The sequence below is a fragment of the Arthrobacter sp. Y3222053 genome (genome assembly GCF_059092805.1).
In genome coordinates this window covers 46326-67839 of the sequence record NZ_JBNHIA010000003.1, presented here as the reverse complement: position 1 = coordinate 67839, position 21514 = coordinate 46326, and the positions used below count along the sequence as shown (strand labels likewise).

Below are 21514 nucleotides of genomic sequence, written 5' to 3'. Positions count from 1 at the left end.
GGAATGCGCATCCATCACCCCGCCGCCGCGGCCCTTGCCGCCGGCCTGGTGCTCGCCGTGGCGGCCTGCGCACCGGCGCCCGACGGCGGGTCCGCCGCCCCAGCCGACGGGGTCACCGTCTTTGCCGCGGCCTCGCTCAGCGAGGCGGCAGAGGAGATGGGGCAGGCCTGGCCGGAGGCCCCGCTGCGCCTGAACGTCGGGTCCAGCAGCCAGCTCGCCGCGCAGATCCTCTCGGGCGCCCGGGCCGACGTCATTGTCGCCGCTGACCAGCAGTCGCTGGCGCCGCTGCGCGAGGCCGGCCTGCTGGCCGAGGAGACAATTATCGCCGCCAACCGCCTGGTGCTGGCCCTGGCCCCGGGAAACCCCGGTGCCGTGGACGGCCTGCCTGACCTCGCCGGGGACGGCGTGCGGGCCGCCGCGTGCGCGGAGTCGGTACCCTGCGGCAGGGCGGCGGAGCGGGTGCTGACCGCGTCCGGGGTGGAGCTGAACGGTGAAAGCCGGGAGGACGACGTGCGGTCGGTGCTGACCAAGGTCGCCACCGGCCAGGCCGACGCCGGACTGGTCTACCTCACCGATGCCCTCGCCGCTGCGGACCAGGGCGTCACCTATCTTGACCTGGACGATCCGGAGCCGAACCGGTATCCGGCCGCGCTCACCGTCGAAGGGGCCGACAACCCGGCGGCCGTGACGTTTTATGACTGGCTGGCCGCCGGCGGAGCGGAGCCCATCCTTCGCGACGCCGGGTTCGAGCCCGCGGAGCCTGCAGGATGAGCATCCGCACCCGCTCCACCGTCCCGGCGTGGCTCTGGATTCCCGCCGCCGCCGGGCTGCTCTTCAGCGCCGGTCCGCTGGCCGCGCTGCTGGCCAACGTTCCCTGGACCGACATGGGCTCCGTCCTGGCCTCCGGGCAGGCCCGCACCGCCCTGGGCCTCTCGCTGGGAACGTCCCTGGCCTCGACCGTGCTCTGCGTGCTCCTGGGCCTGCCCCTGGCCGTGCTCTTCAGCCGGCTGGGCGGGCCCTGGATCCAGCTGCTGCGCGGGATCCTGCTGGTGCCGCTGGTGCTCTCGCCTGTGGTCTCCGGCATCGCCCTGCTGTACTTCTGGGGCCGCCAGGGGCTCGTCGGACGCTTCCTGGACGCCGCCGGGCTCGGCGTCGGCTACACGCCGGCCGCCGTCGTCATTGTCCAGGTCTTCGTGTCGCTGCCCTTCTTCGTGGTCGCCGCGCACGCCAGCCTCCGCGAGGTGGACCCGGAGCTGGAACTGGCCGCAGCGACGTCGGGTGCCGGGCCGACCGCGATCCTGCGCCACATCACCCTGCCGCTGGCCCTCCCCGGCATTGTCTCCGGCGCCCTGCTGGCCTTCGCCCGCTCCCTGGGCGAGTACGGCGCCACGATCACCTTCGCCGGCAGCATCGAAGGGCGCACCCGCACCCTGCCGCTGCAGATCGAACTGAGCCTGAACTCCAGCCAGCCGCAGCTGGCGCTGGGTATCTGCCTGCTGCTCATCAGCCTGTACCTGGCGCTGCTGGTGCTGGCACGGATCGGGGCAGGGAGGCTGCTGCCGCGATGAGCGCCTACAATTCCCGTTCCATGGAGCACGGCACAGCAGACGGAACGGAAGCACGGACCCCGACCCCGGCGCACGGAGCCGGGGAACCGGCGCGGAAGCCGGAGCACGGCCCGGCGGAGGCACAGGGCAGGGGAGCCGGGCACGGTACGGAACGCGGGGGCGGGGCACGCAGCGTCGCCGAACACCGTGACGCCGTCCGGCGCCTGCTCATCGACCGCTTTGCCGCCCGGCCCCCCGCCGTACGCACGCTGCCCCTGCTCCAGGCCCGCGGGCTGCTGACCGCCGCCGACATCCGCGCCCCCGGCAGCCTGCCGCCGTTCGCCAACTCGCAGATGGACGGATACGCCGTCCGCTCCGCCGACCTGACCGTGCCGGGCACGGACGAAGCCGACGGCGGGCTTTCGGGGACGGTCAGCCTGCCGGTCGGCGACCCCGTACCGGCCGGAGCGACGGCGCCGCCGCTGGCGCCGGGCACCGCGGTGCCGATCATGACCGGCGCCATGCTGCCCGCCGGGGCGGACGCCGTGGTTCCGGTCGAGGAGGCGCTGCCGTCCCGCTTCATCGAGGCCGGGGGAGAGGTGCGGCTGCCGGCGCCGGTCGATCCCGGCCGCTTCGTGCGGGCAGCGGGAAGCGACATCGCCGCCGGAACCCTGGCCCTGCCCGCCGGCACCCGGCTGGGTGCGGCGCAGCTCGGCCTGCTCGCCGCCCTGGGCCTGGCGGAGGTGGCCGTCCGGGCCCGCCCCCGCGTGCTGTTGCTGACCACCGGCGACGAGGTCCGCCCGCCCGGCGCCCGCCTGGAGCCTGGGCAGATCCACGACGCCAACACCACCCTGCTGGCCGCCGCGCTGGCCGACGCCGGCGCCGACGTCGCCGCCTCCCGGATCCTGGCCGACGCACCGGCCCTGTTCCTGCAGCGATTGCGCGCCGACCTGGCCCGCGAAGACCCTGACCTGGTGGTCAGCTCCGGCGGCATCAGCAAAGGCGCCTACGAAGTGGTGCGCCAGGCCCTGGCTTCCGAGGGCCTCCGGTTCCTGTCTGTGGCCATGCAGCCCGGCGGGCCGCAGGGGATCGGCAGCATGGACGGGGTGCCGTTCCTCGCGTTCCCGGGCAATCCGGTCAGTTCACTGGTGTCCTTCGAGATGTTCCTGCGCCCGGCCCTGTCCGGCCTGCCCGGCGGCCCGCCGCCCCGGCGGGAGGTCCGGGCCCGGCTGGCGGCGTCGGCCACCAGCCCGACCGGCCGGCACCAGGTGCGCCGCGGACGGTACGCCGACGGCGTCGTCGAACTCATCGGCGGCCCGGGCTCGCACCTGGTGCACGCGCTGGCGGGGTCCAATGCGCTCGTCCACTTTCCGGCCGACGCCGGGCAGGTCCCGGAGGGCGCGGAGATGGCAGTATGGCTGTTGGAGTAAGGCACCGCGAGAGGACCACCAGTGGCTGACCACATGGCCGGCAAGACAGCCGGCGAGAATTCCCCGTCCCTGACCCACGTGCGCGAGGACGGCTCGGCGCACATGGTCGACGTATCAGCCAAAGCGGAGACCAGCAGGGCCGCCACCGCCCGGGCGGTGCTGCGCACCACTCCCGAGGTGCTGCGCCTGCTCCTCGACGGCGGCCTGCCCAAGGGCGACGCCCTCGCCGTCGCGCGGATCGCCGGAATCATGGCGGCCAAACAGACCTCCACCCTGATTCCGCTGTGCCACCCGCTGCCGCTGACCAAGGTGACCGTGGACTTCGAGCCCGGCGAGGACAGCGTCGCCATCGACGCCACGGTCAAGACCCGGGCCGTCACCGGCGTCGAAATGGAGGCGCTGACCGCCGCGTCGGTCGCCGCGCTGGCGCTCTACGACATGATCAAGGCCGTGGACAAGCACGCGGTGATCGCCGAGACCCGGGTCCTCGCCAAATCCGGCGGCAAGAGCGGAGACTGGTCCCTGTGAGCTACGATCCCGCCGCCGGAACCGCGGCCGCTGCCGGCCCCCGGCGCACCGCCTGCGTGCTGATCGCCTCCACCCGCGCCGCCGCCGGCACCTACGAGGACGAGTGCGCGCCGCTGCTCGCCGACTGGCTCTACGCCGCCGGGTTCGACGTCGCCCTGGCCGAGGTGGTGCCCGACGGCCCGGCGGTCGGAGAGTCGCTGCGCCGCATGCTGGAGCTGGCGCCGGCCGTGCTGATCACCAGCGGCGGCACAGGCATCAGCCCCACCGACGTCACCCCGGAACAGACCCGGCCGCTGCTGGACCGTGAACTGCCCGGCGTCATGGAGGCCCTGCGCGCCGACGGCCGCACCAAGACACCCATGGCCGCGCTGACCCGGGGCTGCGCCGGCACCGCCGGCCGGACCTTCGTGGTCAACCTGCCCGGGTCCCCGGGTGCCGTCGCCGACGGGCTGGCGGTGCTGGAACCGATCATCGGGCACATTTGCGGACAGCTGGAGGGAGAACACGGGCATGGCTGATAACCACGACGCCGGCAGGAACGCCCCCGGCACAAACGCCGCTGACACAAACGACAGGGCGGCCGGGCAGGCCGCTTCCATGCCGGGCCCTGCCGGGCAGCCTGCTGACGATCCGGGCACGGGGCTGGCCAGCGGCGTCCTGCACGCTTCGGTCTCCGCCGAACCGATCAGCGCCGCCGACGCCGAGCAGGCCGTCCGTTCGGACGAATGCGGCGCCGTCGTCACCTTCGGCGGCGTGGTCCGCAACCACGACGGCAGGCGCAGCGGCGTGCAGATGCTTGGTTACACCGCCCACCCCACCGCGCAGCGGGTGATTGCGGAGGTCGCCGCCGACGTCGCCGCCCGGCATCCCGGCGTCCGGCTCTGGGTGGCACACCGCATCGGCGAGCTTGCCGTCGGGGACGCGGCACTGATCGGCGCCGCCGCCGCCGCGCACCGGGGCCAGGCCTTCGCCGCGTGCAGCGAGCTGGTGGACACCGTCAAGGAACGGGTGCCGGTTTGGAAGGAACAGCGCTTCGAGGACGGCGGAACCGAGTGGGTGGGCGTGGGAGACGACGCCCCCTGACCGTGCGCCCCGGCCGGCGTCGGAGGAGCCGGCGCCCGGACGGTAATGTTGAAAACATGAATGAGCAGTTGGCCGTGGCGGTGCTGGGCGCATCGGGCCGAATGGGATCCGAAGCAGTACGCGCCGTTGAGGCCGCACCCGACCTGCGGCTCGTCGCCGCCCTCGGCCGCGGCGACAGCCTCGAGACGCTGGTTTCCGCCGGTGCCGAGGTCGTCGTGGACCTCACCGTCCCGGACAGCACCGAGGCCAACGTCCGCTTCGCCGTCGACCACGGCATGCACGCCGTCGTCGGGACCACCGGCTGGGATGCTGCCCGGCTGGACCGGCTCCGGGACCTGCTGGCCGGGCACCCACGCACCGGCGTGCTGATTGCCCCGAACTTCGCCCTCGGCTCCGTGCTGGCCACCGCTTTCGCCGAGAAGGCAGCGCGGTACTTCGAGTCCGTCGAGGTCGTCGAGCTGCACCATCCGGACAAAGTGGACGCCCCGTCCGGGACGGCCGTGCGCACCGCGTCGCTGATCGCAGCCGCCCGGGCGGAGGCCGGCGTCGGCCCCTCCCCGGACGCCACCGAAAAGGAACTGCCCGGCGCGCGCGGGGCCGACGTCGACGGCGTGCGCGTGCATGCGGTGCGGCTGCGCGGCCTGGTGGCGCACCAGGAGGTGCTGTTCGGCGGACGGGGTGAGCAGCTGACCATCCGGCACGACTCCTTCGACCGGGCCTCCTTCATGCCCGGCGTGCTGCTGGGCGTGCGGCAGGTCGCCGCGCACCCCGGACTGACCGTCGGGCTCGACGGCTACCTCAACCTGAACGACTAAGGAACCGCGTTGTCATTCCTCAAGGGCCTTTTCTCCAACAAGGCCAAGCTCGGCGTCCTGCTGGTCACCATCCTGCTGGTCTTCTACATGATCGTGGCGGGGCAGCGGGGGATCGTGCTGCTGGGTGCGCCGCAGCTGACCGCCAAGGCCATGGGGCTGGCCTACCTGGTGCTGCCCGTCGTCGGGGCCTGGGCGCTGATCCGCGAGCTGATGTTCGGCCTGAACACCGAAAAAATGGCGCACCGGCTGGCCGAGGAGGGCGGGCTGCCGGTCGACGACCTGCCCCGCACTCCCGCAGGACGCATCATCCGCGAGGCCGCGGACGAGCAGTTCCCGCGCTGGCAGGCCGAAGCGGAGGCGGCGCCGGAGGACTGGCGCTCCTGGTTCCGGCTCTCCCAGGCCTACGACGCGTCCGGGGACCGCACCCGCGCCCGGCGCAGCATGCGGCAGGCCGTGAAGCTGTTCCAGGCCGAGCAGTCCGCCGGCCGCTCCTAGCGGCGCACGGGCACCGACTCGCTCGCTGCCCGTGAGGCACCGGAGGCCACCATCTCCAGCGGGCCGCGGGAGCCCAGCCGCACAAAGAGCAGGCCGATCAGCACCGCCGCAGCCGCCTGCGCCCAGAACACCAGATAGGGGTCCGGCAGCGGATCCTGCGCGTCCAGCACCGACATCGCCCACACGTGCAGGCTGTAAAGGGTCAGCGTCATGGCGCCGGCCGCCGAGAGCGGCAGCAGCACGCTGGCCCGGCGGGTCAGCAGCAGGCAGGCGCCCAGCACGGCCGCCGCACACCCGGCCGTATGTACCAGGTCCAGCGTCGTCCCGGAGTGGGGAGCGCTCGTGGCCAGCCACCACCAGGACCCGCTTTGGTCCACCGCGCTGAAGTTGACCTCGAGCATCCGGGCCAGCGGCCAGCGCCGGCCGCTGTCGGTTGCCTCCAGCGCCGCGAAGCCGCCCAGGGGCCCGAGCAGCCACCAGCTGGCGACCTTCGCCCCCGCCGCGGCGCCGACGCCGGCAACCAGCAGGCCCAGCTGCGTGTTCAGCCGCCGCAGGTCCAGCCGCCCGATGGCCAGCCCGACCAGCAGGTAGCTCAGCCACTGTATGGCCGGATAGAACCCGGTGAAGAACACATCCGCAGCGAGTGTGCCCGGGTGGGCGAAGGCGTCCCAGGTGATGTTGCCGGGCACTTCGGCGGGCGACACCACGTCACCGAGCCAGGGGCGGACCAGATAGGCGGCCACCGGTGAGAGCAACACCCAGCCCGCGGCCCAGGCGGCCACCCGCCGCAGCGGCATCAGCACGAACGGCAGGGCCAGCAGGAACAGGACGGCGTAATGGAACAGGATGACGGCGATGCTGACGTCCAGCCCGCCCAGCGTCAGCCCGACCAGGGCAATGATGACGGCACGGACGGCGATTCCGGCCCGTGGCCGCGGGCTGCTTCCGCCGGGGTTCCGGCCCCCGGTCAGCAGCGCCAGGCCGACGCCGGCGAGCAGCGCGAAAAGGGCGGAGGACCGGCCGGAGAAGATCAGGGCCGCGGCGGTCGGGTCACCGGTGGCCGGGTCCCAGAGCGGCAGCGCGTGCGTGGCCATCATGCCCAGCAGGGCGATTCCGCGTGCGGCGTCGATTCCGCTCAGCCGTGCGCTCATTCCGTCATCGTCTCACAGGCGGGCATGACGGCGGCTCCCGCCGCCGTTGTCCCAATCCACCGGGCAACGGGTAACGTTTTACCTATGGCTGACTCTGACATTCGCGACCGCCCCTTCGGGACACTGGTGACCGCCATGGTCACCCCCTTCACCGCCGACGGCGAGGTGGACTTCGATACCACCGCGGCCCTTGCCGACAAGCTGGTCCGGGACGGCTGCGACGGCCTGGTGGTTTCGGGTACCACGGGGGAGACCTCCACCCTGGAGGACAGCGAGAAAGAGGACCTGTTCCGCGTCGTCGCCGAGACCGTCGGGGGCCGCGCGAAGGTCATTGCAGGCACCGGCACCAACCACACCTCCCACTCGGTGGAGATGGCCCGCCGCGCAGCGAAGGCGGGCGCCGACGCCCAGCTCGTGGTGACGCCCTACTACAACAAGCCGACGCAGGGCGGCGTCGTCGGCCACTTCGAGGCGGTGGCCGCGGCCACCGACCTGCCCATCATGATCTACGACATTCCGGGCCGCGCGGGCATTCCGATTGCCACCGAAACCATGTTCCGGCTCGCAGAGATTCCCCAGGTCCTCGCCCTCAAGGACGCCAAGGCGGACTTCGCCGCGGTGACCCGGGTGCTGGCCAACACCACCCTCGACGTGTACGCAGGAGACGACGGCCTGACCCTGCCGTGGATGGCCGCCGGCGCCGTCGGCCTGGTCAGCGTCTCCGCCCACGTCGCCACCGCGCGGTTCCGCGCACTGATCGACGCGGCCGCCGCCGGCGACTTCGCGGAGGCCCGCCGCCTCCACTTCGAGCTCGACCCGATCGTGCGCGCCGTGATGACCCACATTCCAGGTGCCGTGTCCGCCAAGCAGATCCTCAAGATGCAGGGAGTCCTCCCCAGCGCCGCCGTCCGGCTGCCGCTGGTGGAGCCCGACGCCATCGAGATGGAGTCTGTCCTGGCGGACCTGGCCGAAGCAGGATGGGATTTTTCCCAGAACGAGGCATAAACAACATGACAGAACGCGCAGTATCCACACTGCAGGCTCCTCCCGAACTGGCTGAGGACACCCTGCGGATCGTCGCCCTGGGCGGCCTTGGCGAGATCGGCCGCAACATGGCGGTCTTCGAGATCAACGGCAAGCTGCTGATCGTCGACTGCGGGGTGCTTTTCCCCGAGGAGTCCCAACCCGGGGTGGACCTGATCCTTCCGGACTTCTCCTACATCGAGGACCGGCTTGACGACGTGGTGGGCGTGGTGCTGACCCACGGCCACGAGGACCACATCGGTGCGGTGCCGTACCTGCTGCGCCTGAAGCAGGACATCCCGCTCATCGGGTCCCAGCTCACGCTGGCCCTGATCGAGGCGAAGCTGCAGGAACACCGCATCAAGCCCTTCACGCTCACCGTGCAGGAGGGGCAGATCGAGCAGTTCGGCCCGTTCGAGTGTGAATTCGTGGCCGTGAACCACTCCATTCCCGACGCGCTGGCCGTGTTCATCCGCACCGAGGCCGGCACCGTCCTGCACACGGGCGACTTCAAGATGGACCAGCTGCCCCTGGACGGGCGGATCACCGACCTGCGCGCCTTCTCGCGGCTGGGGGAGGAGGGCGTGGACCTGTTCATGCCCGACTCCACCAACGCCGACGTTCCCGGCTTCACCACCGCGGAGCGCGAAATCGGCCCGGTACTGGAGAACCTGTTCGGCAAGGTGCAGAAGCGCATCATTGTCGCGTCCTTCTCCTCGCACGTGCACCGCGTGCAGCAGGTGCTCGACGCCGCCGCGGCGCACAACCGGAAGGTCTGCTTCGTGGGCCGCTCGATGGTCCGCAACATGGCCATCGCCGAGAAACTCGGCTACCTGAACGTGCCCAAGAACATCCTGGTGGACCTGAAGGAGGTGGACAAGCTGCCGGACAACCGGCTGGTGCTGATGTCCACCGGTTCCCAGGGCGAACCGATGGCGGCCCTGTCCCGGATGGCCAACGGCGACCACCGCATCCAGGTCGGCCAGGGCGACACCGTCATCCTCGCCTCCTCGCTCATCCCGGGAAACGAGAACGCCGTCTTCCGGGTGATCAACGGCCTGATGAAGCTCGGCGCCGACGTCGTGCACAAGGGCAACGCGAAGATCCACGTCTCCGGCCACGCCTCCGCCGGTGAACTGCTGTACTGCTACAACATCCTCAAGCCGGCCAACGTCATGCCGGTGCACGGCGAGACCCGGCACCTGATCGCCAACGGCCGGCTGGCCGAGTCCACCGGCGTTCCGGCGCAGAATGTGATCCTCGCCGAAGACGGCACCGTCGTCGACCTCAAGGACGGCAAGGCCCGCATCGTCGGTTCGGTGGAGTGCGGCTTCGTGTACGTCGACGGGTCCAGCGTGGGCGAGATCACCGACGCGGACCTCAAGGACCGCCGCATCCTCGGCGAGGAGGGCTTCATCTCGGTCATCACCGTCGTCAACCGGACCGACGGGACCATCGTTTCCGGCCCGGAGATCCACGCCCGCGGCTTCGCTGAGGACGACGCCGTCTTCAACGAGATCAAGCCGAAGATCAACGCAGCCCTGCAGGAGGCCGTGACCTCCAATAAGGAGCACACCACCTATCAGCTGCAGCAGGTCGTCCGCCGCGTGGTGGGCACCTGGGTCAGCCGCCGGCTGCGCCGCCGGCCGATGATCGTACCGGTGGTCCTGGAAGCCTGACCGCCCGGCGCACGCACCGGCGCCACCACCTGCATCAGGCGCAACGGGCGCCGGGACCGGCTGAAATCCGCCGGTCCCGGCGCCCGTTGCGGTACCGTGGCAGGTATGGCCACACGCACCTCCAGTACCTCCAGGACCACCGGCCGAGGCTCGGGCACCGGCTCGGGACGGTCCTCGGGCGGCAAGGGAAGTGCTTCCAAGTCCCGTTCCACGGCCAAGGCCCGCCCCTCCGATCCCGGCTACGGCGATGAGCTGCCGCTGCCGCTGCGCGCGGTCCAGGGCGCCTGGATGGGCCTGGCCCGCATTGTCGGCGCCGGCATCCGCAAGCTGGGCACCGACGTGCATCCGGAGCGGGAGATCCGCCGTGACGGCACCGGCTTCTTCCTGCTGCTGCTCGCCCTGGCCGTCGCGGCGGTCGAGTGGTGGGCATTGCGCGGCCCGGTCGCCGACGTCGTGCACGCCGGCGCCGCCGGCACCTTCGGCTGGATGGCCGTCGTGCTGCCCTTCATGCTGCTCACCGCCGCGGTGCGCCTGATCCGTTATCCCGAGCGCCAGCGCGCCAACAGCCGGATCAGCATAGGGCTGACCATCATGCTGTTCGCCGGCTCCGGCATCACGCACATCATCGGCGGACTGCCCTCCCTGGCCGACGGAGCCGAGAAGCTGTGGGCCTCCGGCGGCGTCGTCGGCTTCCTCGTGGCCGGCCCGCTCTCAGCCGCCCTGACCCGCTGGCCGGTGCTGCTGCTGCTCTCGCTGCTGGTCTTCGTGAGCGTGCTGATCGTCACCGCCACTCCGTTCCGGCATATCCCGATGCGCCTGCGCGCGCTCTACGAGCACCTGATGGGCCAGGACCTGGCCGAGGACGATCCGGAACGCCACGACCAGAGCTACCTCTACGAAACGCATCAGCAGAAGGTCAAGGACCGCAAGCAGCGCCGCCGGGACCGGAAGGAGGCCCGCGCCGCCGCCCGCCACGAGGAGGGCTTCGCCGGCGACGAGGCCTTCGAACGCGCGGTGCTGGACGGCGACGACGATGCGCCCGCCCCCGCCGGCCAGGACCGCGACGGCGGTTCCGACAGTGCCCCGGCCGGGCCCGCGGTGCCCCCGGGGGTCCGCCGCCCCACCCAGTCCGAACTGGCAACGCAGAAGATCCGCCGCCAGCAGGGCCTGCCGGTGGACGGAGCCGAGCCGCCGACCGAGGCGCTGGCCGTGCTGCCGGAGCTGCCCTCCGACGCTCCCGTCGCCGCGGCCGCCGCACCCGCGGTGCCCTCGAAGCCGGTCCAGCCGGTGCCGCCGGCCACCCCGATCCCGCAGCGCACCGAGCAGCTGCAGCTCTCCGGGGACGTCACCTACACGCTTCCGCCGTCGGACTTCCTGCCCGCCGGCCCGCCGGCCAAGGAACGCTCCGAGGCCAACGACGCAGTGGTCGCCGCCCTGACCTCCACGCTGGACCAGTTCAACGTCGACGCGAAGGTCACCGGCTTCTCCCGCGGCCCGACCGTCACCCGGTACGAGATCGAACTGGCCCCGGGGACCAAGGTCGAGCGCGTCACCGCCCTGTCGAAGAACATCGCCTACGCGGTGGCCAGCTCCGACGTGCGCATCCTGTCGCCCATTCCGGGCAAGTCCGCGATCGGCATCGAAATCCCGAACACCGACCGCGAGACGGTGTCGCTGGGCGACGTGCTGCGCTCGGGCAACGCCCGCCGCACCGAGCACCCGATGGTCATGGGCGTCGGCAAGGACGTCGAAGGCGGCTTCGTCGTCGCGAACCTGGCCAAGATGCCCCACCTTTTGGTGGCCGGCGCCACCGGCGCGGGCAAGTCCTCGTTCGTGAACTCGATGATCACCTCGATCCTCATGCGCGCCACCCCCGACGAGGTGCGGATGATCATGGTGGACCCCAAGCGCGTGGAGCTGACCGCCTACGAGGGCGTGCCGCACCTGATCACCCCGATCATCACCAACCCGAAGAAGGCCGCCGAGGCCCTGCAGTGGGTGGTCCGGGAAATGGACACCCGCTACGACGACCTGGCGAACTTCGGGTTCAAGCACATCGACGACTTCAACAAGGCCGTGCGCAACGGCAAGGTGGTGCCGCCGGCCGGGTCCAAGCGCGTCGTGAAGCCCTACCCGTACCTGCTGGTGATCGTCGACGAGCTCGCCGACCTGATGATGGTCGCCCCGCGCGACGTCGAAGACTCCATCGTGCGCATCACCCAGCTGGCCCGTGCCGCCGGCATCCACCTCGTCCTGGCCACGCAGCGCCCCTCCGTCGACGTCGTGACCGGTCTGATCAAGGCCAACGTGCCCTCCAGGATGGCGTTCGCGACGTCGTCCGTCACCGACTCCCGCGTGGTCCTGGACCAGCCCGGCGCCGAGAAGCTGATCGGCCAGGGTGACGCCCTGTTCCTGCCCATGGGCGCCAGCAAGCCGATGCGTGTGCAGGGGGCCTGGGTCACCGAATCCGAGATCCACCGCGTGGTGGACCACGTCAAGGGCCAGCTCGGGGCCGTGTACCGCGAGGACGTGACCGTCTCGGCGCCGAAGAAGCAGATCGACGACGACATCGGAGACGACCTGGACCTGTTGCTGCAGGCCACTGAGCTGGTGGTCACCACGCAGTTCGGTTCCACCTCCATGCTGCAGCGCAAGCTGCGGGTGGGGTTCGCCAAGGCCGGCCGGCTCATGGACCTGATGGAGTCCCGCGGCGTCGTCGGGCCCTCCGAGGGATCCAAGGCCCGCGACGTGCTGGTCAAACCGGACGACCTCGCCGCCACCCTGGCCGCGATCAGCGGGCAGGAGCCGGCCGGCGGAGGCGCCGAGGCCGCGGCGCTGGCCGACAACGCCAACGCCAACCATGGTTTCGGTGATGAGGGGGAGGGGCCGGTGGACCTGGTCCAGGCGGACCTGGAGGCACGGCCGCAGGCCGTGGAGTATCACGACGGCGCCGATGACGACGGATCCGAAGATGCCTGGAGCCTGACCGGGCGCTGACCGGATGCAGCAGTTAGTCTAAGGACGTGAGCACTTCTTCCGCCGGCGGGGCCAAGACCCTGAACATCGCCAATGTCCTGACCATCGTGCGGATCCTCATGGTTCCGCTGTTCGTTGGGTTCCTGGTGGCCGACGACGGCCGCGACGGCCTGTTCCGCTGGCTGGCGGTCGCCACCTTCGCGGTGGCGATCTATACCGACAAGCTCGACGGCGACCTGGCCCGCAGCCGCAACCTCATCACCGACTTCGGCAAGATCGCCGATCCCATCGCGGACAAGCTGCTGATCGGCTCCGCACTGGTGATGCTCTCGATCCTGGGCGAGCTGTGGTGGTGGGTCACCATCGTCATCCTGGTCCGCGAACTGGGGATCACGGTGATGCGCTTCGTCGTCATCCGCTACGGCGTCATGGCCGCCTCGCGCGGCGGGAAGCTCAAGACGGTTGTGCAGACGCTGGCCATCTTCCTGCTGCTGCTGCCGCTGACTGCGTGGCTGGGAGCCTGGGCCTGGTGGATCGGCGCGACGGTGATGGCGGCCGCCGTCGTCATCACGGTGGTGACCGGCCTCGACTATGTGGTGCAGGCGGTCCGGCTGCGCCGCTCCGCGGTGCGGCGATGAGCAGCGCGGCTGAACAGATCATCAACGCCTGCCGCGGGCAGTCCCTGACCGTGGCCACGGCCGAGTCCCTGACGGCCGGCCTGGTGGCGGCGGCCCTCGCCGATGTGCCCGGTGCCTCGGCCGTACTGCTCGGCGGCGTCGTCGCCTACAGCAGCCAGGTGAAGGCCTCCATGCTCGGCGTCTCGGCCGACGTGCTGGAACGGGCCGGCTCGGTCGACGCGCAGGTGGCCCGCCAGATGGCCGCCGGCGCCAGGCGCCGGCTGCACGCCGATATCGCCGTCTCCACGACGGGGGCGGCAGGGCCGGAACCGCACGACGGCAAGCCGGTGGGCACGGTGTTCATCGGCCTTGCGGACGGTGCGGGAAGCATTTCGCGCGGTTTTCGGTTTACCGGAGACCGGGCCGAAATCCGGGCGCAGGCCTGCGCGCAGGCGCTGGCCATGCTGGGCGGGCACGTGGCGCGGTCCCAACGCTGAGGCCCCGCGCAGCGGGGCCCCGGACCGGGAACAAATCCCGTCACGGCCCGGTTGTAGGTATCAGGAACCCCCAAGGTTTCCGGTTTAGGATCGAAAAACGTTCTGCGGCGAAAACACGCAGACCGAACCCAGAGGGAGCAGGAACGAATCAGATGGTCAAGCAGCCCGTATCCGTGAACGGCGTTGTACGCTGGCGGGATGTAGGGTTGGCGGAAGAAGCACACCGGGAGCCAAAGGAGCGCAAGATGGTAGTTCTTCGTCACGAGATCGGTGACGTCCTCCGTGACGTCCGTCAGCGCCAGGGTCGCACCCTGCGCGAGGTCTCGCACAGCGCCCGGGTTTCCCTCGGCTACCTCAGCGAGGTGGAGCGGGGCCAGAAAGAGGCCTCCTCGGAGCTCCTTTCGTCTATCTGCGGCGCGCTCGATGTTCCCCTGTCCCTGATGCTTCGAGAGGTCAGCGACCGGGTGGCCAGCGCCGAGGGCGTGGCAATCCCCGATACCGTCCCCACCGAGTTCTCGCGGGAGTTCGCCCGTGAGTTTCCGGAGGACATGGCCCGGGACCTCGCCCGAACCCCCTAAATCCACCACGGCGGCCTGACCGGCCGCCGTTAACAGCCTTACGGGTTTGGCCCCGTCGGAAGCGGCGGGGCCAAACTGCGTTCCGGGCTACTTACCTTCGGTGCCGCCGCTGGCCGGCGGCTGCCCGGCGGGCCCCGCCGCCACGGAGTAGGAGCGGTTGAGCTTGTCCAGCAGCTGGGCCAGCTGGGTGATGTCGTCCTGCGGCCAGTGGGCCAACAGTTCGCGGAAGTGTCCCTTGCGCGCCTGCTGCACGGCGGCGAGGCGGCGGGTACCTTCCCCGGTGAGGCTGATCGCCTGGGCCCGCCCGTCGTCGGGGTCGGCCTCGCGGCGCACCAGTCCAAGCTTTTCCAGCATGACCACCTGGCGGCTCACCGACGGCTTGCCGACGCCGATCTCCGCGGCGAGGTCCGTCAGCCGCATGGCCCCGCAGCGCTGCAGCAGGACCAGCAGGCCGTACGCGGAGGACTCCATATCCGGGTGCACCAGCCGGGCGATCCGGTGCGAGTTGGACCGCGCCCGCCGCCAGAGCAGGCTCAGCTGATGTTCCAGTGACTCCACCGGATCCTCGCCCGGCGTTCCGCCGCCTGCAATGCTCATCCTCCAAGTCTAGGCCGACGTGAGGGACAGGGGAGCAGGCGGCGGCGGCACCCGCGTGGCTGGAGGACCCTGCCGGGCATCGCGGGTGCGTGAGAGCATGGAGGCATGCGCATCAGCGATTTCTGGCGGCTCATGGACGACGAATTCGGGCCCGCCTACTCCCGGGTCCTCGCCGGTGACCTGGTCCTCGGTGCAGTCGGGGGAGTCACGGCGGCCGAAGCGCTGAAGCGCGGAGCGGACGCCAAGGCTGTCTGGCTGGCCGTCTGCGAAATGCAGGACGTTCCGCAGGAACGTCGGCTGGGCCGGGACATCAAGCCCGCCAACTAGACACGCCGACAGATGGGTTCGAATATTTGTTCGGACCCCGGTACGATCACATCGTAACCGGCACCCCTCCGGACGCGATCGAATATCCACAAGGGCGGCTCGGCACAGGTTTTGTCAGTGCCTCCGCTTACGGTTGTGGCAGAGGATTAAGCCATCCCCCACAGCCACACTCAACGAGGTGAAGAATGCCTGCTCCTGCAGACCGCGCCAAGGCGCTAGAAGCCGCCCTCGCCCAGATCGACAAGCAGTTCGGCAAGGGCTCCATCATGCGGCTGGGAGACGATACCCGTGCTCCCATCGAAACCATTTCCACCAGCTCCATCGCCCTGGACATCGCCCTCGGCATCGGAGGCCTGCCGCGCGGCCGCGTCGTGGAGATCTACGGGCCGGAATCCTCCGGCAAGACCACCGTCGCCCTGCACGCCGTAGCCAACGCCCAGAAAAACGGCGGCATCGCTGCGTTCATCGACGCCGAGCACGCCCTCGATCCCGAATACGCGCGCAAGCTCGGCGTCGACGTCGACGCCCTCCTGGTCTCCCAGCCGGACACCGGCGAGCAGGCCCTGGAGATCATGGACATGCTGGTCGGCTCCGGCTCGCTGGACATCATCGTCATCGACTCGGTGGCCGCGCTGGTGCCCCGCGCCGAAATCGAGGGCGAAATGGGTGACAGCCACGTCGGCCTGCAGGCCCGCCTGATGAGCCAGGCACTCCGGAAGATCACCGGCCGCCTGAACCAGACCAAGACCACGGCCATCTTCATCAACCAGCTCCGCGAGAAGATCGGCGTGTTCTTCGGCAGCCCCGAGACCACCACCGGCGGCAAGGCGCTGAAGTTCTACGCCTCGGTCCGCATCGACGTGCGCCGCATCGAAACCCTCAAGGAGGGCGGCAACCCGGTCGGCAACCGCACCCGCGCCAAGATCGTCAAGAACAAAATGGCCCCGCCCTTCAAGCAGGCCGAGTTCGACATCATCTACGGTCAGGGCATTTCCCGCGAGGGCGGCCTGATCGACATGGGCGTGGAGAACGGGCTGGTGAAGAAGTCCGGTGCCTGGTTCACCTATGACGGCGACCAGCTGGGCCAGGGCAAGGAAAACGCCCGCCGCTTCCTGCACGACAACCCGGAGCTCGCCGACGAAATCGAGCGCCGCCTCCGCGAGAAGGTCGGCATCGACCCGACGCCGGAATCCGACGCCGAGCCGAAGCTGAAGGCCGTCGGGGACTGACGGCAGGCGCCCGTGGCTGACTGGAATTCCCTGCTGGCCGACGAAGCCGCTCCCGACCCGGGGGCGGCTTCGCCGTCACCTGCCCGAACACGAAACCGACCCGCCAGGGACAACGCCGAGCCCCCGGACGCGCCGCACACCGCGGAACCGGACACGGGTGAGCGCAGCGGAGAGTTCCTGCCGGACGGGGAGGACGACGGGTGGCCCGGGGCCACGGGCCGGCGCGGCTCCAAGGGCAGGGGCGGATCCCGGACGGAGCGGAGCCGGCGGAAGGGGGCCGGCGCCGAGGACCGCGGCTCGTCCAAGGGCGGCGGAGCCGCAGGGCCCTCGGAGGACCCCTACGAGCAGGCCCGTTCGATTGTCCTGCGGCAGCTCACCGGGGCGGCCCGCAGCCGCCGACAGCTGGCGGACAAGCTCGCAGAAAAGCAGATTCCCGCTGATGTCGCTGCAGCCGTGCTGGACCGCTTCGAAGAGGTCCGGCTCATCGACGACGCCGAGTTTGCCCGGATGTGGGTGCGCAGCCGCTCCCGGACCCGCAGCCTTGCCCGGGGCGCGCTGCGCAGGGAACTGAGCGAAAAGGGCATCACGGGAGACCTGGCCGACGAGGCCCTGGCTGAAATCGACGACGACGATGAATACCAGGCCGCTGTCGAGCTGGCCCGGCGCCGGCTTCCCGCCCGGATCGACCTCACCGACCGCGACCAGAAGGACAGGCAGACCCGCCGGCTGGTCTCCATGCTGGCCAGGCGCGGCTATCCGCCTGGTCTGGCTTATCGGGCCGTTGGGCAAGCGATCGGAGACGAACTCGAAGGGGCCGACGAGGCCGAATTCTGACGGCCAAAACAATCGGTATCCCGCTGTTATCATCGCTCTGCCCGCGAGCCGCAGCGCTGAAGTAAGCTAACGCTCGCGATGTTAAAGATGAGGCCCATGGGGCGAATGACAAAGGGACTGCTGCCGGTCCAGGCAGCGGCCGCTGCGGGCATCCTTGCCGCAGCCCTGCTCGCGGCTTCCCCCGCTGCTGCGCAGGACGCGCTCACCTGGGACCAGATCGAACAGGCCATCGGCGACGACGCCGCCGTTGCCGAGCACGCAGGCCGGCTTGAAGCCTCTCTCCTCGAGCTCGAGGAAGAAGCCGGCGCCCTCGGAAACGCAGCGGTCGCCGCCTCCTCCGAGTACGCCCTCATCCAATCCGACCTCGCCGCCGCCGAGGAACGGGTCGCGGAGCTGGAGCAACGGCAGGCCGCCGCCGAAGCCCGCTCCCGCGAACTGTCCCGGCAGGTCGGGGCCCTCGCCGCCCATACCTACAAGAACGGCGGAGCGGACAGCACCCTCGGGCTGCTCCTCGAGACCGAACCCGGCGGAGACAGCCTCCAGGCGATCGGCGCCCTGTATCGGGTCACCGACCGTGCCGGCCGCGTCTATGCCGAAGCCCGCTCCGTTGCCGACATTGCGGAGAGCCTGCGGGAACAGCAGGAGCAGGCACGCAGCGAACACGAGCGGCTGTCCGGCGAAGCCCGGGCCGCCCTGACCGAGACACAGGCGGCTGCGGCTGCGGCGGATGCGGCCGTCGTCGAGGGGCGTGAGCAGGCCGCCGTCATGCTCGACCAGCTGGCCGCGCTGCGCGAGACCACCGCCGCCGAGGAAGCGGAACGGCTCCGCCGGCAGCGGGCCGAGGAATCGTTCCGGGAACAGCAGGAGCAGGCGGCGCAGGCGGCACGTGACCAGGCGCAGGAGGCCGGCCGGGGACAGCAGGACAGGCCCGAAGCCATCGCACCGCCCAAGCCCGCACCCGAGCAGCCTCCGACCGTGATTCTTCCCACGCCGCCGACGCCGCCCGCGCCTGCGGACCCGGCTCCGGCCCCGGCTCCGCAGCCGGCCCCGCCGCCGGCCGCGCCTCCGGCTCCGGCCCCTGCGCCGGTGGTGGACGACCCCGCGGGTGCCCAGGCCTACGCATCGTCCAGGATGGGCGGCTTCGGATGGGACCAGGGCCAGTTCCGCTGCCTCGTCGACCTGTGGAACCGGGAGTCCAACTGGCGAACGAGCGCGCATAACCCCTCGTCAGGGGCCTACGGCATTCCCCAGTCCCTACCCGGTTCCAAGATGTCGGTCTTCGGAGACGACTGGCGGACCAACTACCGCACGCAGGTGAACTGGGGGCTGGACTACATCAAGTGGCGCTACGGAAGCCCGTGCGGCGCGTGGGCCCACTCCGAGCGCCACAACTGGTACTGAACCGCCTGTTCCGGGCCGCCGGGCCCGGTTTCCGTGCCGTTACCGTTCTGAGACTTCTCCCAGAAACGGCCGGTAGCGTCTCGCGCTTGTGACCTCACCGCATCCGTCCCCGCTGTCCGCACCGGCCCGTCCGGAGCGCCCGTCCGCCCTGCAGGACAGGGCGTCCGGCCCCTCACACGAACCGGATCCGACCCCCGGCTCCCGGAGCCGCAGCTCCGCCGTCCCCGCCCCGCCCGCCGTGCCCGCCGTCCCCGCCCCGCCCGCCGTCCCCGCCCCGCCCGCCGTGCCCGCCGGCTCCGCCCAGCCCGCGCGGCCGTCCTCCCGGCGCGAGGCCGCTGCCGAGCGCCGACGCCGCCGTCGTGCCCGCAGGGTGCAGGCTGCGGCAGCCCTGGGGCTGGGCGCGGTGGTGGCCGTGACCGGCGTCGGCAGCGCCATCGCCGGCGAGGACTTGCGCTCTTCCGTGGCGCTTTCGCTGGCCGCGGCCGTGGCGTCGCCGGCCGCCTCCGAAACCGCTGCACCGGAGCCGGTCGGCATCGCCTCCGAGGCGGCCGCCGCCCCGACGGCTGACGGCGCGGCTACAGACACAGACACGGACCCAGGTGCCCGGCCCGCGGAGACCGAAGCCGCACCGGCCGATGCCTCCGCTGCCGCCGACCAGGAACGGGCCGCTGCCGAGGCCGCAGCAGCCGCCGCCGAGAGGGCCGCCGCGGACGAAGCAGCGGCGGCGGAGCGGGTAGCCGCCGAAGCCGCCGCCACGGAGGCCGCCGCGGCCGCCGTCCCGGTGGATGACCCGGCGGCCGCCAAGGCCTACGCAGCCGGCGCCCTGGCCGGATACGGCTGGGACGCGTCCCAGATGACCTGCCTGGACGCGCTCTGGACCAAGGAATCCGAGTGGCTCACCTCCGCCACGAATGCCGGCAGCGGCGCCTACGGCATCGCACAGTCGCTGCCGGCCGAGAAGATGGCCTCCACGGGCCCTGACTGGCTCACCAACCCGCAGACACAGATCCGCTGGGGACTGACCTACATCCAGTCCCGCTACGGCAGCCCCTGCTCGGCTCTGAACTTCCACTACGCCAACAACTGGTACTAGCCGCTGCGGCCGTCCCTCCGGCTGTGCCGCCGGCGGCGAAAGGGCCCGTCCGATGTCCGCGGCACCGCTGCCGGGGACGTACCCTAGGAGGGTGAGTTTGACAGTTACCTCCGCCCCGCAGGAACAGGCCGCCGAGCATCCGCGCACCTACCAGGTGCGTACCTTCGGCTGCCAGATGAACGTGCACGACTCCGAGCGCATCTCCGGTCTGCTGGAAGACGCCGGATATGTGCCCGCAGACGGCGACCAGGCGGACCTGGTCGTGTTCAACACCTGCGCGGTGCGGGAGAACGCGGACAACAAGCTCTACGGCAACCTGGGCCTGCTGGCTCCGGTGAAGGAGTCCCGCCCGGGCATGCAGATCGCCGTCGGCGGCTGCCTGGCGCAGAAGGACCGCGACACCATCCTGCGCAAGGCGCCGTGGGTGGACGCCGTCTTCGGCACCCACAACATCGGCTCGCTGCCGGCCCTGCTGGACCGGGCCCGACACAACTCCAAGGCCGAGCTGGAGATCCTCGAATCCCTGGAGGTCTTCCCCTCCACGCTGCCCACCAAGCGGGACTCCGTGCACTCGGGCTGGGTCTCCATCTCCGTGGGCTGCAACAACACCTGCACCTTCTGCATCGTGCCCTCGCTGCGCGGCAAGGAGCGCGACCGCCGCCCGGGCGAGATTCTCGCCGAAATCCAAGCACTGGTGGACGACGGCGCCATCGAGGTCACTCTGCTGGGCCAGAACGTGAACTCCTACGGCGTCGAATTCGGCGACCGCGGTGCGTTCGCCAAGCTGCTGCGCGCCTGCGGCGACATCGAAGGCCTGGAACGCGTCCGCTTCACCAGCCCGCATCCGGCCGCTTTCACCGACGACGTCATTGAAGCCATGGCCGAGACGCACAACGTGATGCCGCAGCTGCACATGCCGCTGCAGTCCGGCTCCGACAAGGTGCTTAAGGACATGCGGCGGTCCTACCGCTCGAAGAAGTTCCTCGGGATCCTGGACAAGGTCCGTGAGCGGATGCCGCACGCGGCCATCTCCACCGACATCATCGTCGGCTTCCCGGGCGAAACCGAGGAGGACTTCCAGGCCACGCTCGACGTCGTCGAGCAGTCCCGCTTCGCCACCGCCTTCACCTTCCAGTACTCCAAGCGGCCCGGCACGCCCGCCGCGGAGCTGGCGGACCAGCTGCCCAAGGCCGTGGTGCAGGAGCGCTTCGAACGCCTGGTTGCCCTGCAGGACCGGATCAGCGCCGAGGAAAACGCCAAGCAGGTCGGCCGCACCGTGGAGGTCATGGCCACCGCAGCCTCCGGCCGCAAGGCCGAGGAGACCGGCCGGCTCTCCGGCCGGGCCCCGGACCAGCGGCTGGTCCACTTCAGTGTGCCCGAGGGCGCCGAAGCCCCGCGCCCGGGGGACCTGGTCACCGTGCCGATCACGGCATCCGCCGGGTTCCACCTGATCTCCGATCCGGCCACCGCCGCTGACTACAAGCTCCGCCGCTCCCGTGCCGGCGACGCCTGGGACCGGGCGCAGGCTGAATCCTGCGGCGTGCCCGCCCCCGGTACCGGCAGCGGCAAGGGCGTCTCGCTGGGCATGCCGACGCTGCCCGTGCGCCGCTAGGC

General features: G+C 70.9%; 22 protein-coding genes. 20 read left to right on the top strand and 2 right to left on the bottom strand.

Translation table 11 applies throughout. The features are described from left to right. Nucleotides 1-3: 3 nt before the first annotated feature. From modA to AC5RUW_RS08355, 8 genes are read left to right on the top strand one after another with little or no spacing between them, the layout of a single operon-like run. The gene (gene modA, locus AC5RUW_RS08390; protein ID WP_494160279.1) at nucleotides 4-771 is read left to right on the top strand and encodes a molybdate ABC transporter substrate-binding protein; all 768 of its coding nucleotides are present in this window, start codon (nucleotides 4-6) and stop codon (nucleotides 769-771) included. Further along, on the top strand, nucleotides 768-1568 hold the full coding sequence (locus tag AC5RUW_RS08385; RefSeq protein WP_494160278.1) for an ABC transporter permease: 801 nt from the start codon (nucleotides 768-770) through the stop codon (nucleotides 1566-1568). Before modA ends, AC5RUW_RS08385 begins: the two co-directional genes overlap by 4 nt. Then, nucleotides 1565-2977, top strand: coding sequence for a molybdopterin molybdotransferase MoeA (locus tag AC5RUW_RS08380; protein WP_494160277.1), 1413 nt, complete (start codon nucleotides 1565-1567; stop codon nucleotides 2975-2977). Before AC5RUW_RS08385 ends, AC5RUW_RS08380 begins: the two co-directional genes overlap by 4 nt. Nucleotides 2978-3010: 33 nt before the next feature. Next, nucleotides 3011-3505: a cyclic pyranopterin monophosphate synthase MoaC gene (gene moaC / locus AC5RUW_RS08375; RefSeq protein WP_494160791.1), complete on the top strand. Its 495-nt coding sequence runs from the start codon at nucleotides 3011-3013 to the stop codon at nucleotides 3503-3505. Then, a complete protein-coding gene (locus tag AC5RUW_RS08370; RefSeq protein ID WP_494160276.1) occupies nucleotides 3502-4023 on the top strand; it encodes a MogA/MoaB family molybdenum cofactor biosynthesis protein in 522 nt (173 codons plus the stop codon). The genes moaC and AC5RUW_RS08370 overlap by 4 nt, the downstream gene beginning before the upstream one ends. Continuing rightward, nucleotides 4016-4588, top strand: coding sequence for a molybdenum cofactor biosynthesis protein MoaE (locus tag AC5RUW_RS08365; RefSeq protein WP_494160275.1), 573 nt, complete (start codon nucleotides 4016-4018; stop codon nucleotides 4586-4588). The genes AC5RUW_RS08370 and AC5RUW_RS08365 overlap by 8 nt, the downstream gene beginning before the upstream one ends. Before the next feature lie 56 nt (nucleotides 4589-4644). Further along, nucleotides 4645-5403: a 4-hydroxy-tetrahydrodipicolinate reductase gene (dapB, locus tag AC5RUW_RS08360; RefSeq protein ID WP_494160274.1), complete on the top strand. Its 759-nt coding sequence runs from the start codon at nucleotides 4645-4647 to the stop codon at nucleotides 5401-5403. 9 nt (nucleotides 5404-5412) lie between these two features. After that, on the top strand, nucleotides 5413-5898 hold the full coding sequence (locus tag AC5RUW_RS08355; protein WP_494160273.1) for a hypothetical protein: 486 nt from the start codon (nucleotides 5413-5415) through the stop codon (nucleotides 5896-5898). Here the strand turns inward: AC5RUW_RS08355 and AC5RUW_RS08350 are convergent. After that, nucleotides 5895-7049 (bottom strand): heparan-alpha-glucosaminide N-acetyltransferase domain-containing protein, encoded by a 1155-nt coding sequence (locus AC5RUW_RS08350; protein WP_494160272.1) that lies wholly within the window; start codon nucleotides 7047-7049, stop codon nucleotides 5895-5897. The two genes, AC5RUW_RS08355 and AC5RUW_RS08350, sit on opposite strands and share 4 nt — an antisense overlap. Nucleotides 7050-7133: 84 nt before the next feature. Between AC5RUW_RS08350 and dapA the strand changes: the two genes are divergently transcribed. From dapA to AC5RUW_RS08320, 6 genes are all read left to right on the top strand, one after another. After that, nucleotides 7134-8054, top strand: a complete 921-nt coding sequence (dapA, locus tag AC5RUW_RS08345) for a 4-hydroxy-tetrahydrodipicolinate synthase (protein ID WP_494160271.1) — start codon at nucleotides 7134-7136, stop codon at nucleotides 8052-8054. 5 nt (nucleotides 8055-8059) lie between these two features. Continuing rightward, nucleotides 8060-9751, top strand: a complete 1692-nt coding sequence (locus tag AC5RUW_RS08340; RefSeq protein WP_494160270.1) for a ribonuclease J — start codon at nucleotides 8060-8062, stop codon at nucleotides 9749-9751. Nucleotides 9752-9856: 105 nt separating this feature from the next. Then, nucleotides 9857-12748, top strand: coding sequence for an FtsK/SpoIIIE family DNA translocase (locus AC5RUW_RS08335; protein WP_494160269.1), 2892 nt, complete (start codon nucleotides 9857-9859; stop codon nucleotides 12746-12748). A 26-nt stretch (nucleotides 12749-12774) separates the two neighbouring features. Next, the gene (gene pgsA / locus AC5RUW_RS08330) at nucleotides 12775-13365 is read left to right on the top strand and encodes a CDP-diacylglycerol--glycerol-3-phosphate 3-phosphatidyltransferase (RefSeq protein WP_494160268.1); all 591 of its coding nucleotides are present in this window, start codon (nucleotides 12775-12777) and stop codon (nucleotides 13363-13365) included. Then, nucleotides 13362-13841, top strand: coding sequence for a CinA family protein (locus AC5RUW_RS08325; RefSeq protein ID WP_494160267.1), 480 nt, complete (start codon nucleotides 13362-13364; stop codon nucleotides 13839-13841). Before pgsA ends, AC5RUW_RS08325 begins: the two co-directional genes overlap by 4 nt. Before the next feature lie 152 nt (nucleotides 13842-13993). Beyond that, entirely contained in the window at nucleotides 13994-14419 is a 426-nt protein-coding gene (locus AC5RUW_RS08320; protein WP_494160266.1) for a helix-turn-helix domain-containing protein, read from the top strand. Nucleotides 14420-14506: 87 nt separating this feature from the next. Here the strand turns inward: AC5RUW_RS08320 and AC5RUW_RS08315 are convergent, their stop codons facing one another. Further along, nucleotides 14507-15016: a MarR family winged helix-turn-helix transcriptional regulator gene (locus AC5RUW_RS08315; protein WP_494160265.1), complete on the bottom strand. Its 510-nt coding sequence runs from the start codon at nucleotides 15014-15016 to the stop codon at nucleotides 14507-14509. 105 nt (nucleotides 15017-15121) lie between these two features. Here AC5RUW_RS08315 and AC5RUW_RS08310 point away from each other — a divergent pair, with 105 nt between their 5' ends. From AC5RUW_RS08310 to miaB, 6 genes are all read left to right on the top strand, one after another. After that, complete coding sequence (locus tag AC5RUW_RS08310; RefSeq protein ID WP_494160264.1) at nucleotides 15122-15343, top strand: DUF3046 domain-containing protein; 222 nt, start codon at nucleotides 15122-15124, stop codon at nucleotides 15341-15343. Between the two features lie 185 nt (nucleotides 15344-15528). After that, on the top strand, nucleotides 15529-16572 hold the full coding sequence (gene recA, locus AC5RUW_RS08305) for a recombinase RecA (RefSeq protein WP_494007461.1): 1044 nt from the start codon (nucleotides 15529-15531) through the stop codon (nucleotides 16570-16572). Between the two features lie 12 nt (nucleotides 16573-16584). After that, nucleotides 16585-17406: a regulatory protein RecX gene (locus tag AC5RUW_RS08300; protein WP_494160263.1), complete on the top strand. Its 822-nt coding sequence runs from the start codon at nucleotides 16585-16587 to the stop codon at nucleotides 17404-17406. A 96-nt stretch (nucleotides 17407-17502) separates the two neighbouring features. Beyond that, nucleotides 17503-18807 carry a coiled-coil domain-containing protein gene (locus tag AC5RUW_RS08295; RefSeq protein ID WP_494160262.1) on the top strand — a complete coding sequence of 435 codons (1305 nt, stop codon included), beginning with the start codon at nucleotides 17503-17505 and terminating at the stop codon, nucleotides 18805-18807. Between the two features lie 88 nt (nucleotides 18808-18895). Beyond that, a complete protein-coding gene (locus AC5RUW_RS08290; protein WP_494160261.1) occupies nucleotides 18896-19900 on the top strand; it encodes an aggregation-promoting factor C-terminal-like domain-containing protein in 1005 nt (334 codons plus the stop codon). Nucleotides 19901-19952: 52 nt separating this feature from the next. Next, nucleotides 19953-21512, top strand: coding sequence for a tRNA (N6-isopentenyl adenosine(37)-C2)-methylthiotransferase MiaB (miaB, locus tag AC5RUW_RS08285; protein ID WP_494160260.1), 1560 nt, complete (start codon nucleotides 19953-19955; stop codon nucleotides 21510-21512). Nucleotides 21513-21514: the final 2 nt, after the last annotated feature.